Source organism: Oceanispirochaeta sp. M1 (genome assembly GCF_003346715.1).
Taxonomy (GTDB): domain Bacteria; phylum Spirochaetota; class Spirochaetia; order DSM-2461; family DSM-2461; genus Oceanispirochaeta.
Genome location: NZ_QQPQ01000003.1, coordinates 166,285 through 180,150, shown reverse-complemented (window position 1 = coordinate 180,150; position 13,866 = coordinate 166,285). Strand labels below are relative to the sequence as shown.

12 protein-coding genes are annotated in these 13,866 nt (G+C 43.5%); 6 read left to right on the top strand and 6 right to left on the bottom strand.

What is annotated here, in order from left to right; genetic code table 11:
* Window positions 1-9 precede the first annotated feature (9 nt).
* On the top strand, window positions 10-1,446 hold the full coding sequence (locus DV872_RS02985) for an MATE family efflux transporter (RefSeq protein WP_158546803.1): 1,437 nt from the start codon (window positions 10-12) through the stop codon (window positions 1,444-1,446).
* Here the strand turns inward: DV872_RS02985 and DV872_RS02980 are convergent.
* Both DV872_RS02980 and DV872_RS02975 read right to left on the bottom strand, forming a co-directional pair.
* A complete protein-coding gene (locus tag DV872_RS02980; protein WP_114628362.1) occupies window positions 1,427-3,835 on the bottom strand; it encodes a glycoside hydrolase family 2 TIM barrel-domain containing protein in 2,409 nt (802 codons plus the stop codon). The two genes, DV872_RS02985 and DV872_RS02980, sit on opposite strands and share 20 nt — an antisense overlap.
* A 5-nt stretch (window positions 3,836-3,840) precedes the next feature.
* Window positions 3,841-4,479, bottom strand: a complete 639-nt coding sequence (locus DV872_RS02975; RefSeq protein ID WP_114628361.1) for a TetR/AcrR family transcriptional regulator — start codon at window positions 4,477-4,479, stop codon at window positions 3,841-3,843.
* Between the two features lie 269 nt (window positions 4,480-4,748).
* On the opposite strand from DV872_RS02975, the gene DV872_RS02970 reads away from it, so the two are divergent.
* The 3 genes from DV872_RS02970 to DV872_RS02960 all read left to right on the top strand — a co-directional run bounded on the left by DV872_RS02970 (window position 4,749) and on the right by DV872_RS02960 (window position 7,468).
* Window positions 4,749-5,051 (top strand): Dabb family protein, encoded by a 303-nt coding sequence (locus DV872_RS02970; protein ID WP_114628360.1) that lies wholly within the window; start codon window positions 4,749-4,751, stop codon window positions 5,049-5,051.
* 126 nt (window positions 5,052-5,177) lie between these two features.
* On the top strand, window positions 5,178-6,329 hold the full coding sequence (locus DV872_RS02965) for a DUF819 family protein (protein ID WP_114628359.1): 1,152 nt from the start codon (window positions 5,178-5,180) through the stop codon (window positions 6,327-6,329).
* Window positions 6,330-6,358: 29 nt separating this feature from the next.
* Window positions 6,359-7,468 carry a two-component system response regulator gene (locus DV872_RS02960; RefSeq protein ID WP_114628358.1) on the top strand — a complete coding sequence of 370 codons (1,110 nt, stop codon included), beginning with the start codon at window positions 6,359-6,361 and terminating at the stop codon, window positions 7,466-7,468.
* Window positions 7,469-7,551: 83 nt separating this feature from the next.
* On the opposite strand, the gene DV872_RS02955 is transcribed toward DV872_RS02960, so the two are convergent.
* Entirely contained in the window at window positions 7,552-8,787 is a 1,236-nt protein-coding gene (locus DV872_RS02955; protein WP_114628357.1) for an aminotransferase class III-fold pyridoxal phosphate-dependent enzyme, read from the bottom strand.
* Complete coding sequence (locus DV872_RS02950; protein ID WP_114628356.1) at window positions 8,784-9,536, bottom strand: hypothetical protein; 753 nt, start codon at window positions 9,534-9,536, stop codon at window positions 8,784-8,786. The genes DV872_RS02955 and DV872_RS02950 overlap by 4 nt, the downstream gene beginning before the upstream one ends.
* Window positions 9,537-9,674: 138 nt before the next feature.
* On the opposite strand from DV872_RS02950, the gene DV872_RS02945 reads away from it, so the two are divergent.
* The gene (locus DV872_RS02945) at window positions 9,675-10,619 is read left to right on the top strand and encodes an aldo/keto reductase (protein WP_114628355.1); all 945 of its coding nucleotides are present in this window, start codon (window positions 9,675-9,677) and stop codon (window positions 10,617-10,619) included.
* Complete coding sequence (locus DV872_RS02940) at window positions 10,606-11,847, top strand: winged helix-turn-helix domain-containing protein (RefSeq protein ID WP_114628354.1); 1,242 nt, start codon at window positions 10,606-10,608, stop codon at window positions 11,845-11,847. Before DV872_RS02945 ends, DV872_RS02940 begins: the two co-directional genes overlap by 14 nt.
* Here DV872_RS02940 and DV872_RS02935 read toward each other — a convergent pair.
* Both DV872_RS02935 and DV872_RS02930 read right to left on the bottom strand, forming a co-directional pair.
* The gene (locus tag DV872_RS02935; RefSeq protein ID WP_114628353.1) at window positions 11,828-12,382 is read right to left on the bottom strand and encodes a hypothetical protein; all 555 of its coding nucleotides are present in this window, start codon (window positions 12,380-12,382) and stop codon (window positions 11,828-11,830) included. The two genes, DV872_RS02940 and DV872_RS02935, sit on opposite strands and share 20 nt — an antisense overlap.
* Window positions 12,382-13,764 (bottom strand): hypothetical protein, encoded by a 1,383-nt coding sequence (locus tag DV872_RS02930; protein WP_114628352.1) that lies wholly within the window; start codon window positions 13,762-13,764, stop codon window positions 12,382-12,384. Before DV872_RS02930 ends, DV872_RS02935 begins: the two co-directional genes overlap by 1 nt.
* Window positions 13,765-13,866 lie beyond the last annotated feature (102 nt).

Genomic DNA, 13,866 nt, shown 5'->3' with positions numbered 1-13,866 from the left:
CGGGTAATTATGTCTGAAACCAACGATACAACTTTTCCTGAATCTGACGAGAAAACTATAAATTTAGGGGATGAAAGAATGTTTTCAGGCCCCATAACTCCCCTTCTTATCAGACTGAGCGTCCCCATGCTGGCGGGTATGTTCTTCCAGCTCCTTTATAATATCGTTGATACCTGGTTTGTCAGCCGGATTGACCTCTCGGATCCTTCCTATGTGGGAGGAGTAGGACTGATATTTCCCCTGATTTTTCTTTTTATAGCCCTCGGAAACGGGATAATGGTCGGGGTGAGCTCTCTAGTAGCCAGGGCCATAGGTGAGGGCAACAAAAAGGTTTTGAATAAAACAGCTGAATCCGGCCTTGTTATTTCTGTGGTTCTCACAATTCTCTGTTTCGGAGTAATGGTTCTCTTTGCAGCCCCTCTCGTAAGGGCCATCGGTGCTACCGGAGACTACTATACCCATGGATATAATTATCTGATATTTGTCTCTCCTGCAGCAATCTTCATCTTTTTCGGTAATGTATTTATAGGAATTCTACAGGGTGAGGGGCTGATGAAACCAGTTATGATCGGAATGATACTGGGAACTGTTATAAATATAATACTGGACCCTGTGTTTATCTTTCTACTGAATATGGACGTCCGCGGAGCTGCACTGGCCACTGTAATAGGTCAGGTGGCCTCATTTATCTATATACTGGGGGTTTTTCTAAAGAACCAGTCATCCATACGCATTGAGTGGAAAATTAAAAACATCAGTAAAGAAATAATCGGGCGGATTGTGATGATCGGCCTTCCCCAGTCCATGGGAATGGTTCTTATGGCGATCAGTTTTTTCTTCTTTAACCATCTTGTTATAAGTGTTGATCCATTAGCCCTTACTGCTTTTTCACTCTTCGGCCGCTTTGAGCAGCTTGTACTTATGCCTGCCTTTGCACTGAGTGCCGCTGTTGTAACAATTGTAGGCCAGAATGCCGGGAGAGGACTCTATGACAGGGCCTGGAATGCAGTAAAAAAATCCTATGAGTGGGGAATAATTGTTGTGGTTGTACTTGCAGGATCGATGATGCTGGCATCCCGATTTATCTATCCTCTCTTCTCAAGTATACCTGAGGTTGTGGATTATGCTGTCCGTCAGACCTACACTCAGGAACTTTTCTATGTTTTTGCTCTTGTGGGGATTGTAAACAGAAGCTTTTTTCAGGCGGTAGGACATCCGCTGCCGGCTTTACTTCTGACTCTGCTGCGAACCATACTCTTATCACTCCCCCTCTCCTATCTTTTTGTTCTTGTTTTTAATATGGGGGTTGAGGGAGTCTGGTGGGGGCTTAATACAGGAAGTGTTCTGACATTGCTGATCAGTGTTCCCTGGGTGAAACACTCGGTAAGCCGGCTCAAGGCCGGTACCTACCATGTTCAAAGTACCTCTAAAGAACTCTCAGACTGACAGTTTCGGCATCAAAACGGGAGCAACGGGCTTTGACTTCAATGTCACCTGTTTCTCCTGTTGATTTAATCCAGACGGCAATAACACCGCCCACCATAGCCAGCTGAGAAGGTCCGATAATTTCACCTGGTCCTGTAACTTCAAGATTCATGACCTCATTCACATAAGGCATGATATTACCGTACTGATCTTCCAGTCTGTACTCCAGACGTACTGTGTCCCAGTCACCGGAAATGAGTTCATTGTAATCAGCTTTAACAGAGAGACGGTTGGCAGTTCCGGAACCGAAGGTTCTGCGGCAGACTTCTTCTCCCTTATAATTACCGGCTACTTCAAAGATATCCTCATCTTCTCCCCAGCCTGCATTGTATTTCATAAAAAGTGTAACGACTTCGTTGAATTTCAATTTATTTCTGGTCATAAGAAGACCCATCCTGATGTAATGATACCACTTCAGCTTTTCCTCACCATGAAGCATTACATAGCTGGTAATTCTTCTGAAAGCCTGTCGGTCCCTTGCGGGGAAAGGAAGATCTTCCACCTGGTTTCCTATAAGATCTTCTATGATCACAGGGGGATGCTCAATATTGGGGAAGCGGTCAAATGCAGGTTTGTAAGTATCTATGAGGTTTCCATTTTTATAAAGTGTGATACTGTCGCAGTTTGTATAGACTTCGATGGGGAGGATACTGGCTGCATCACGTTCTCCCTTGGCAAAGAGTGAGGCGGGCTCAAGAACAATCTTCTCTTCGGGGCTCATCTGAGAACTGTATACAGCTGCTGCAAACTTAGGTATGCGGAACATATCAGAGACTCCGTGATAACAAATCCTGTCACCGCTGCCGAACTCTCTATGAGTATTGTAGTCCCATGCACACCAGCCGATGGCGCCGCTTATTCTGTCATCACCCATCATCCTGTCCAGGACCTTCAGATGACGCAGTGCATGCTCACGGACTCTCGCCTCCTGATCAAAACGTTTGGTGGGATACATATGTCCATTAAACTCAGTTACCAGGTAGGGAATCTTACTGTTTTTAGACACCTTATCGGGATTTCTTAAAACGGCCTTCTCTCCGGAGTGGATGAAATCATTCATTGTATAAACGTCTTCAAGGATCTCACTCTTTTCTATATAGCGAACCCCTCCGGTCTGTCTACTTGGGTCCAGATTGCGGGACAGCGCGTTAGTTCTTTCATAAAAATCATGATTATCTTCAGACTCGTTGATCCTTACACCCCAGAGGATGATAGAGGGATGATTCCAGTCTCTGCGGATCATCTCTTCAAGAGAGACACAGGCATTATCCTGCCACTCCCTGTTACCGATATGCTGCCAGCCGGGCAGTTCTTCAAACACGAGAAGTCCAATCTCATCACAGCGATCCAGGAACTCGATGGCCTGAGGGTAATGAGATGTTCGCACCAGGTTCAGCCCCAGTTCATATTTCAAACGATCTGCTTCCCGTCTCTGCTCCCTTGCGGGCATTGCATATCCCACATAGGGATAGGACTGATGACGGTTAAGTCCTCTGATCTTCATCTTGCTGCCGTTCAGGAAAAATCCGTCTTTTCTGAACTCCGCATCCCTGAAACCGACTCTTCTTATAAACAGATCACTCTGTGCATCATTTGCGGTAAATCTGAATTCCAGATTATAGAGAACCGGATTATCAGGAGACCAGTCTTCCAGACCGCTCAAGTCCTTGAGTTCAAAGAAATGAGAGGTCTCACCTTCTTTAAGGAGGATATCCCTTTCAGTATGGAAATTATCTCCTGAAGCCATGGTCAGTGACAGTGAAACTGTTCTTGTCTGATCTGCACCGGACTGGTTTTTGATATAGACGTCCGCACTCAGGCCTTTCTCTTCATAACCCACACCGGAAAGCTCAGCCTTTACATTTGTGATGTGTACAGCAGGAACAATTCTCAGGGATACAGCTCTGTAGATTCCTCCATAACAGAGATAATCAATTACTCTTCCAAAGGGAGGAATATCTTCACGCTCTGTAGAATCCACCTTGACCACGACCTTACAGGGCATTCCCGCCTCGGCAAAAGGGGTTAATTCAATGGAAAAAGGGGTGTATCCACCCTTATGTTCACCGGCCATCTGACCATTTACCCATACTTCAGCTGCAGTCATAACACCCTGAAAATCCATATAGATTTTCTCACCCTCTCTATAGGGGGGAAGGATCATGTCCTGCATATATGTACTGATAAACTGGTAATCCTTTTCATCAAAACCGTTGTAAGGGATCTCTTTATTTGTATGAGGCAGACCTACTGATTCCCAGCCTTCCGCTTTATATTCACTCTTCAGATACTCTTTTGAAAAATCAGGCGTGTACAGCCAGTTCCGGTTTAAACTAAGTTCTGTTCTCATCGTTTTTATTCCTTGATAATATTGTTATAGAGTGTTTCCACCAGCATTTTCAACAATTCTGACGGATCATAGTCTTCGTCATGTGAAACCACATTACCGCGATTCACCAGCTTCTGAGCCATTGCAATAACAGCCTGTCCGGCCATATTCAGATAGGCCATTATATCGATATCAGTACGCAGGGTTCCGTTGTTCACATCCTTCTGCAGAATGGAATTAATCATTTCATCCTGTCTGATCAGCATTTTTTCATAGCGCTCCATGGCCAGGGGTGGAGTCTCAAGTTTACTTATATAGTTATCAAAATCTTCCAGATAACGAAAAAAGTCGGGATTCTCTTTGAAAATATCCAAATAACCGTTCATCAGAGCGGCAATTCCAGAACTTTCTTCACTGAGAATCTTTTCGAGAAGAGGATTTAAACCGCTTTCCCAGCTCAGGATAGCAGCCTCAACTGCCATTTCACCCTTATTTGTAAAATATCTGTATACAGAAGCAACACCGATTTCCGCTTCATCAGCAATTTCCTGAATTGATGCAGATTCAATTTTCTTTTCCAGAAAAAGCTTATATGATGCCTTTATAACAATCTGCGTTCTCTGATTCCGTTTTTTTTCTCTGCCTGTCAGTTTTTGATTTTCCATCAGCGGCTCCTATAATGATAGTAACGCTATCACATTATTCCAGAAATTGTCAATCAACACAGCAATAGGATTCTCAAAAATGATGTTATGTGTTTCTTTTAAAAGATCTTTTAACTAAGATGGTCATGCCTCTCTCTTCTGCTTTTTGCCTGAGACTTTCCGTAGCAGAACAGTTCGGGGAGGACTTGTCTTTTCTGTATTAACCCTTGTGCTTTTGCTGATATAATCTCAAGACTGTAAATCAGCCCGGATATAAAAAGGAGATAAAAATGATTAAACATATTGTAATGTGGAAATTCAAAGATGAAGCTGAAGGTAAAACAAAAGCAGAGAATATGGCTATTATCAAGAAAGACCTGGAAGAACTCGTAGGAGTTATTCCTCAGATAAGATCCCTTGAAGTGGGAATCAATAAAACTGTTGCAGATACTGCTTTTGACGCTGTATTGGTATCAACATTTGACAGCATGGAGGATCTTAAAATTTACAGGGCAGATCCCCGCCATCAAAAAGCTGCTGCCTACAACAAACTATGCCGCACAGAAAGAGCTGTTACAGATTACGAATTCTAACAGAAGTCATTTCACAGAAGTAATTTGACAGAAGTAATTTGACAGAAGTAAATAAAGTGTAATACTTGACGGCTGAACATAGAAGCTCTACTATATTTTAAAAGTTAAAAACTGAGGTAATATTCTATGGCACAGGCAATTCTGCTGTCGGCAGCCGTCTTTTCTTTTCCTATCGGCATCCATTTTATCAGAATCACTTTTCCTATTCTAAGAAAGATAAACCCCATTGTCGCTGCCTATATTTTCGGTCTTCTTCTGGTTAATACCGGAATAATTGGTGAAGATGCCTTCCCTGTACTGGATACAATCGCAACTGTCACGGTTGCCCTCTCAATCCCTCTGATGCTTTTTTCTGTAAACATCAGAACATGGTTTAAAGAGTCGGGTAAAACGGGAATTGCCATGGGTCTTGCAGCCCTCTCAATAACCCTTACCCTTTTTCTCGGATCTTTTATCTTCAAAAATAATCTACCTGACTTTCCCCGTCTCTCAGGAATGCTGGTGGGTGTCTATACAGGTGGAACCCCCAACCTGGCCGCCATAAGAGCTGCTCTTTCAGTTCCTGCGGATCTATATCTGGCAGTACATGCCTCGGATATCCTTTTAAGCGCTCTTTATCTTATGTTTATTATGACCATAGCCCGCAAAGTATTCGGACGTTTTATGATAAGCGAGATCACAGAAGAGGCCGAGATGGAGGGTATTGAATCCACCGAGCAGCAGTTCACCCCTTTAAAAGAACTCTTTGTAAAGGGCACAGTACTCCCTCTTATGGGAGCCCTGGGACTGGCTGTTCTTATATTTGCCATTGGCGGCTCTTTTACTCTTCTTGTTAATTCAGAAAGTCAGACACTGGTTGTAATTCTTGTAATCACCACACTCAGCCTCCTGGCATCGAATATTGAAAAAGTACGGAACATACCCAAAACATTTGCCTTCGGTGAATATTTCATTCTGGTTTTCAGTGCCGCAACTGGAGCCATGGGGAACTTCTCACGCATCCTCAGCTCAACTCCCATGGTATTTGTCTTTGTAGCCTTTGCTGTTGTTGTTTCCATGCTGATCCATGTCCTTCTCTGCCGCATCTTCAAGATTGATGTGGATACCATGCTTATCGCCAGTACAGCAGCCATCTGCTCACCCCCCTTTGTAGGAGTCACTGCTATGGCCTTAAAACGCCCCTCACTGGTGGCTCCCGGTATTACAGCCGGTCTGATGGGATATGCCCTGGGAAATTATCTTGGTGTAATGGTGTTTAAATTATTTAGCTTATTATAGTTTTTCCTATTATAATAGGAATATGAACAGTGAACAGTGAACAACTATCCCCTTCTTCTATTCTGATTATAGACGATACACCTCAGAATATTGATATTATTGTGGAATCCTTAAGCTCTGATTATGAGATATGTGTTGCTACAAATGGTATAGAAGCCCTGGAATCGGCTGAGGAGATCCTACCCGATCTGATTCTTCTGGATATCATGATGCCCGAAATGGATGGGTTTCAAACCATTAAAGAATTGAAAAAAAATCCGAAAACCAGGGATATACCTGTTATTTTCCTCACAGCTCTCTCTGAAATTGAAGAGAAGGCTAAAGGATTTAACCTGGGTGCTGTAGATTACATGACAAAACCCTTCAATATTCAGGAAGTTCAGCTGAGAGTCGAAACTCACCTCTCTGCCAAGCTGGGCCGTGACATACTCATGAAGAAAAATATTACACTTGAATCACTTGTTGCAAAAAGAACAGAGCAAATTTTAAAGACCCAGGATATAACGATTCGTATGGCAGCATCCCTGGCTGAAACCAGAGACAACGAAACTGGTAATCATATTATCAGGACTCAACGCTATGTTGAGGTACTCGCCAGGGCTTATAATGAAGTTCATAACATTGATGATGAAAGAACCATATCACTTCTCGTGAAATCAGCCCCTCTTCATGATATTGGTAAAATAGGGATTCCCGATGCTGTACTCCTTAAACCGGGGAAACTGGAAAAGGATGAATTCGATATCATGAAAACTCATACCAGTATTGGTGATGAGGCGCTGGAGAAAGCTGAAAAAGAAAACGGTAGATCTTCATTCTTAAATCTTGCACGGGAGATAGCCCTTAATCATCATGAAAAATGGGACGGCTCAGGTTATCCCAATGGCCTCAAAGGCGAAAAGATACCCATGTCCGGCAGAATCATGGCCATTGCCGATGTTTATGACGCACTCATATCAAAACGAGTATACAAAGCGCCATTTACCCACAGTAAGGCCGTGAGTATCATAGAAGAGGGACATGGGACACATTTTGAACCTGAACTCTGTACACTGTTCCTTCAAATTCACGAAGATTTCAGATCAATTGCTCTGGAGCTGGCTGAATCTGATGAAGTAAAAGAGGCTCTGGCTCGGTAGACTGAAACAAAAAAGTCCCCCCATGAGGAGGACCGTTTCAGATATAATTTCAAGATCAATCTCAATATTGAGACCTTACAGGATCAGTTAAAAAGTGGTTTTATCTCTTTAAAACTTTCTGATGCTTTCTCAATTGTTTCCTGTATATCCTCTCTCTTATGAGCATATGAGAGAAACCAGTTGTGGTGAGGATGAAGGTAAACACCTCTTTTAGCCATGGCAGATGAAAAAGCCTGGTTATGATACATATCAGGATCATCAGGAAATGTCATAAAAGGGATGGAATCGGGACCCGTGAGATTCACTTTAAATCCCTCAGCGGCAGCGGCATCCCTCAATCCGTCTTTAAGCATCTTACCCACTTCAAACATATGTTTCTGTACATCCAGTTTCTCCATCTCATTCAGACAATGCATGGCGGCAACCATGGGCACTGAGGATGTCCAGAAGGTACCTGTGATAAATAGGCTGCCTGCGGCCTTCTTTAACTCGGGAGTCCCCATCAGAGCGGCAATGGGATAACCGTTTGCCAGGGATTTACCCATGGTGACCATATGAGGATGAGCACCGAAGTAACTGTGAGAACCTTTTATGGAGAGCCGGAAGTTGGCTCTGATATCATCCATGATAAAGAGTGAACCTTCCTTATCACAGAGAGATTCCACAAGAGGATACCAGCTCTTCTCAGGCATTACCTGGTCTATGTATGTGGGATGATGGTAGGGAGTCAGAATAATACAGGCGATTTCATCCTTGTAGGTTTCAAAGAGTTCCTTCAGAGCTTCTTCATCCCCGTAAGGAAAGGTATGCACATAATCCTGCTCATCAAGAACGGGAAACTTGTTTGTTGAACACCAGTTGGCAGATCCATGGTAAGCACCGCCGGCCATAAGGACCCTTCTTTTTCCTGTATGTACACGGCTGGCGGTGACAGCCAGCGTAGTGGCATCTGTACCGTTCTTTGCAAATACTGACCAGCCCATACCATCGATCAGACCCGTCAGGCGTTCTGCAAGGTCTACAAAGACGGGAGAGGGACAGTTTAAGAGGTCACCCTTCTTAAGCTGTTCAATAGCGGGAGTATCCACAACAGGATTACCGAAGCCCAGAATCATTGAACCAAAACCACAAAGGTAGTCGATATATGAATTACCGTCGGCATCCTTTACACGGCAGCCCTCTCCTTCGGTAAAGAAATAGGGAAACTCTCCCGGAACCGTGAATCCGGGACTCTTTGAACCGTAGATTCCGCCGGGAATAACTTTAACAGCCCTTTCAAATATGGACTGACTCTTGCTGTATCTTTCGTTTGCACTCATTTCATCAATTCTCCAAATCGGTCCAGAAGAGGAAACAATCCCTGAATCATGGGAAGTCTACCTTTAAGCATTACTTTTCCGCTTCCAAGCTCGGCCATGGCAGCGACCTGACCAGTAAGGACTCCATAACATGTATCAATACTGGCAAATTCAAGAACAGCATTGGCTGTTTTAAGATCCGCTCCGGGAGTAAAGGTCATTTTTTTATTCTCAATTGTGATGGTACCGGAGATTTCAGGATTTTCGACAATTAACACAGCAATTGTGCCTGCGGGAATAGCTGCAGATTTCACCTTTACCCAATGATCATAATTATATATTTCGCTGACTCCCCTGAGTGCCGCAGTCAGTAATAGACGGGTTTTCTTCTCAATCCCTTCTTTATCATCTTTTTCAGGAACAAAGCTCATTGCCTTGCTCACAGCGCCGGCACAGCTCTGGAAAGCCTTAAGAGCCTTAGAAAATCCTCCCCCTGTGGGATAGGGAATAAAGGCCCCCCTGGAACCACTGAGGGTATCTGACATGGCTTCACAACTTACAAACTTAAGAACAGCACCCCTGGTTCCTCCATTAAAGGAGATAAGATTCTCAATACCTTCGGGGGCTTTCAGCTTCATGGCGTACTGTCCGGCAGGCAGACTATTTTTTAACTCTGAATCAAGTGAAATCAGAGCCTGTATTAAACTTGCTACTACCCCGCTGCGCACCGCGGCAACGGTCTGGGCATAGGGCTTACGAATATTACTCATATATCCTCCGGAGGCAGATTATCACAAAGGAGCTCTAGATGGCAATTGTAATAGTTTGTCTATCATTTTTTTATTTGTTTATTCATCGCTTTTTCTCTAATATTAAATCCAGTAGAATCATTAAGAAAAGGTAAGATAATGAAAAAGAAATTTCTTGGAAATTCAGATATTAAAATCACTCCCATAGGACTGGGAACCTGGGCCATAGGCGGAAGCTGGGCCTGGGGATGGGGAGAACAGGAAGATGAAGCCTCCATCAAAACCATCCATGCCGCTCTTGAAAAAGGAATCAACTGGGTCGACACGGCTCCTGCCTACGGCCTGGGTAATTCTGAAATTATTACCGCCAGGGCCATCAGAGAATCTTCCTACGATCCCTATATTTTTACAAAATGCGGTATCAGATGGAATGAGAAGGGAGAGACAGACATCTGCCTGGAACCGAAATTTATTGCCGGTGAGTTTGAAAATTCACTGAGACGGATGAAACTGGAAACCATAGATCTTTACCAGGTTCACTGGCCCACAGACGAGAAGAATCTGGAAGGTGCCTGGACTCTGATGGCGGATTACCTGAAACAGGGAAAAATACGGGCATTGGGTGTATCCAACTTTTCAGTAGAGCAGATGGAACTGGTTTCTCAAATTGCCCCCATCACCACAGTACAGCCTCCCTACTCCCTTATATTTCCAGAAGTTGAAAAAGAGATACTCCCCTACTGCAGCAAACATAATATTGGAGTCATCAACTATTCCCCCATGGCTTCGGGACTCTTATCCGGCAAGATGTCAAAAGAGAGAATTACAGCCATGGACGATACCGACTGGCGGAAAAAGAGTGAGCACTTCAAAGAACCAAAGCTGAGTAAGAATCTTGCCCTGGCCGATCTGCTTGCAGATATTGGAACAAACCATAACTGCACAGCCGGAGAAGTAGCCATTGCCTGGACCCTTCATAATCCTGCAATAACTGGAGCCATTGTAGGAATGAGAGCGCCTTCTCAGGTGGATGGTGTTATTCATGCCGGTGAAGTAGAGCTAAGCAGTGATGAGCTCAAGCGGATAGCGGATGCCTCAGCCTGATACTGAACTTTCCCGGAAAGAGGCTGCAGCCTTTCTGCTGAACTATCATCATCTTGATCATCCTAAGAGTCTGCAGGGTAAAGAATCTGTTCTCTCGTATATCAGGAAAGTGGGATGCATACAGTTTGATCCCCTGAATGTCTGCGGCCGTAATCCGGACCTGGTACTTCAATCCCGTATCAGGGATTACAGTCAGAACTGGCTCAATGAATCTCTGTATGAAGATCGTACGCTGATAGACGGCTGGGACAAGATGATGGCAATCTCAAGCGCCGGTGACTGGCCACTCCTGGGCAGGCGTAGAAAAGAGATGTACTCTTCCTACCTGGGCCGCTATAAGGGAGTAGAAGAACATCTCTCCTACTATCTGGAAGAGATCAGCAAGCATGGACCCCTCTCCTCCCTCTATTTCAAGAATGATAAAAAGGTTAATTGGGCCTGGGGAAGCTCCCGTGTTGCCAAGGCGGCTCTGGAGGGACTCTTCTTCGAAGGTAAACTCTCAATACATCACAGAGAGCATTCAAGACGCGTCTATGATCTCACAGAGCGCCTGCTGCCCGAGTCGATCCGTAATATGCCTGACCCTTTTAATAGTGAGGATGAATACCATAAAGCCCATATAATCAGAAGAATCAGTTCTGCCGGTATTGTCGGTTTTACTTCAAGAGATTTCTGGTATGGGATTTCAGGATGCAGCATGAAATGTATCCGACAAAAAATAAAGCTGCTGCAGGATGAAGGCCTGATCAGAAGAGTCGTTATAGAAAACAGCAGCAGAGAGTGGTATGCCCCTTCCCGGAACATGGATGATTTTTTCTCGTCCTACGACAATCACGGCTACGGTGATAAAGCAGTTATCCTTGCTGCTCTGGATAATATCATGTGGAACAGAGAACTGATTGAAGATATTTTTGATTTCAAATACAGATGGGAGGTCTACACCCCCGCGATCAAGAGAGAATACGGCTACTATGTGCTGCCCATTCTTTACAAAGGAAGATTGATCGGGCGATGCGAACCCTATCTTGAACGCAAGACAAACAGACTCCTCTTAAAGGGATTCTGGCTGCAGGAGGGGATTGAATTGGATGACGATATAATTGGTGCACTGCGTTTGATGTTTGCTGAGTTCTGCCGTTTTCTTGGTGCTGACAAAATGGTGACAATCCCTGCTTTAGGCCGCACTTACCGTACGGCCTTTAAAGGAATTACCTCTTCAGCAATATAAGATTAACACGGAAGGGAGGCTGGTCCTCCATCTTCCCTTTGCTTATCTGAGAAGCATAGGCGATATAATCCCCGTCCCCCCAGTTCACAACAGTTTCGGTATCTGCAGGGATGGGCCATTCTTGGTCTTTAGATTTCAGGATGATGGAATCTGTGTCTGCTGCCGGAAGGACTGAGAGTCCATCAAGTGCCGCACCTTCTCTTAATCCTTCAGATATCCATGCAATCTGTTCTTCCCCTTTATACAGTGTTAAATCACTGATAGGACCATCGGGTCTTTTCATATGATTGTATCTATAGGATTCAGCATTTTCGAGTTGAAATCTACTTTTTTCTGTATCCAGAGTATATGCAATACGTATTTCACCATCGGATTGGATAATCAACTGACCGTCTATAATTTCAAGGGATGAAATCTCACCTGAAACCCTTGGTATAAAAACCTCATTCTGCGGGGGTTGCTCACTCTGAGGAAGACTCTTACATGAGACTAAAGGGATGAAAACAAGTAACAGTATTAAGGAGTATCTGGACATCAGTGGCTCCTCTCAAAAGGTATACTGGTAATATTTCTCTCTTCTTCAACAAAAATTACTTTCTCAAGATAATTTAATGAGCGGCCGGAAGGGGCAGTGGCATCATAATAAAAGATCAGATTGGCCCAGTCATTATAGTCATTATGAGTCCCCAGAACAGTGTCATTGCTTGGGTTTATATTTTCACTTACAGATGAATCAATGATTTCATCACCATTCAAGTCAACATCACCATTCCAGTTAACATCACCAGAAGCAGATTGTCTGAGTCCCAAGGATTCATCCAAAGAGTTTTCATTTAGTGAACCGCCAGCTCCATAGGAATAATCCATATTGTATGTACTGCTGAAAGGACCATCTATAAAATCAATTGGTAATAATGTCAGTTCACCATACCCATAATCAGGATCAGTTTCATCATAATAATTTGCAGGGTAGGATTTAACCATCAGATCTGCCCATTTCATGTCACCGGAGCTTTTATAAAATCTTTCATAGTAATACCGGTCCCACTCATTTGTACCGATTCTCGGCAGCCCACTTAGCTGGTATAGATAATTCATGATACTGTAATAATTAGGCTTATAATTCAGAGTTTCATTACCACCATGATTCAAACCCAGATTATGACCGAACTCATGCATAATAGTAGAAGCCTGTTTATTGACAACATAATTTTCAAAATTTTCCTGACTTAATCCCAAAGTGGAATTAGTTCCGAATCCTAGACCCCAGTTAGCAAGTGTTATCAGAAACTCATTTCCACCTTCTCCGGGTCTATTCCATGCGACACCCGATGAACCATTTCCTCCATCACTCTGCTGAGATGAACCCATGACCATAAAGTAGAAGATTTCATCTTTATTATTCGGCATCTTAGCTGCTTTAATCTCATCAACAAATACATACCCTGTTGGGGAGCCATCTAAAACATTCTCAGCAAGAAAAATAGATTTGTTATATGCAAAAATATGGCTCCTGTTACTTAAATTATAACGAGTAACCCCGCGTGTACCGACTTCGGTATATTCCTTATACAAACCAGTATTTCCAACATCAAAATGCAAGGCGATACCATTCTCTAAAAACCTGGCAACAACCCTGTCCAGAGCTTTTTCCTGTAGCATCATTCCTGCATCAGTAGTTGTAGGATTCATCAGTGCAACATGGACAAAAAGGTCAGGGATTCCGGGTCTGGCACCATATTCAAAAAGTGGGTATCCAAAAAAACTGGTCCCATCCACTTCCGCTATATCGGGAATACCATCTGAATCAGCATCAACCGTACTGTCATCCCAGGTATAATTTATATAACTTGATTCATCTTTACAGGACAGTAACAGAACCGCCGCAACCATCAAGAGTATTAAAATTCTTTTCATATTATCCTCACAACACATTTAATAATAACTATTATACACTCCCCACATCATAGATTCTTCCTTTGCAGCCGATTTTTCAATATATCTTGTTGACATTTCACA

Excerpts from the sequence above, each read along its gene's own strand:
- DV872_RS02950 (WP_114628356.1), bottom strand. The coding sequence starts at position 9,536 with ATGAGTAATATTCGTAAGCCCTATGCCCAGACCGTTGCCGCGGTGCGC.
- DV872_RS02945 (WP_114628355.1), top strand. The coding sequence starts at position 9,675 with ATGAAAAAGAAATTTCTTGGAAATTCAGATATTAAAATCACTCCCATA.
- DV872_RS02965 (WP_114628359.1), top strand. The coding sequence starts at position 5,178 with ATGGCACAGGCAATTCTGCTGTCGGCAGCCGTCTTTTCTTTTCCTATC.
- DV872_RS02955 (WP_114628357.1), bottom strand. The coding sequence starts at position 8,787 with ATGAGTGCAAACGAAAGATACAGCAAGAGTCAGTCCATATTTGAAAGG.
- DV872_RS02985 (WP_158546803.1), top strand. The coding sequence starts at position 10 with ATGTCTGAAACCAACGATACAACTTTTCCTGAATCTGACGAGAAAACT.
- DV872_RS02975 (WP_114628361.1), bottom strand. The coding sequence starts at position 4,479 with ATGGAAAATCAAAAACTGACAGGCAGAGAAAAAAAACGGAATCAGAGA.
- DV872_RS02940 (WP_114628354.1), top strand. The coding sequence starts at position 10,606 with ATGCCTCAGCCTGATACTGAACTTTCCCGGAAAGAGGCTGCAGCCTTT.
- DV872_RS02970 (WP_114628360.1), top strand. The coding sequence starts at position 4,749 with ATGATTAAACATATTGTAATGTGGAAATTCAAAGATGAAGCTGAAGGT.
- DV872_RS02980 (WP_114628362.1), bottom strand. The coding sequence starts at position 3,835 with ATGAGAACAGAACTTAGTTTAAACCGGAACTGGCTGTACACGCCTGAT.
- DV872_RS02935 (WP_114628353.1), bottom strand. The coding sequence starts at position 12,382 with ATGTCCAGATACTCCTTAATACTGTTACTTGTTTTCATCCCTTTAGTC.
- DV872_RS02930 (WP_114628352.1), bottom strand. The coding sequence starts at position 13,764 with ATGAAAAGAATTTTAATACTCTTGATGGTTGCGGCGGTTCTGTTACTG.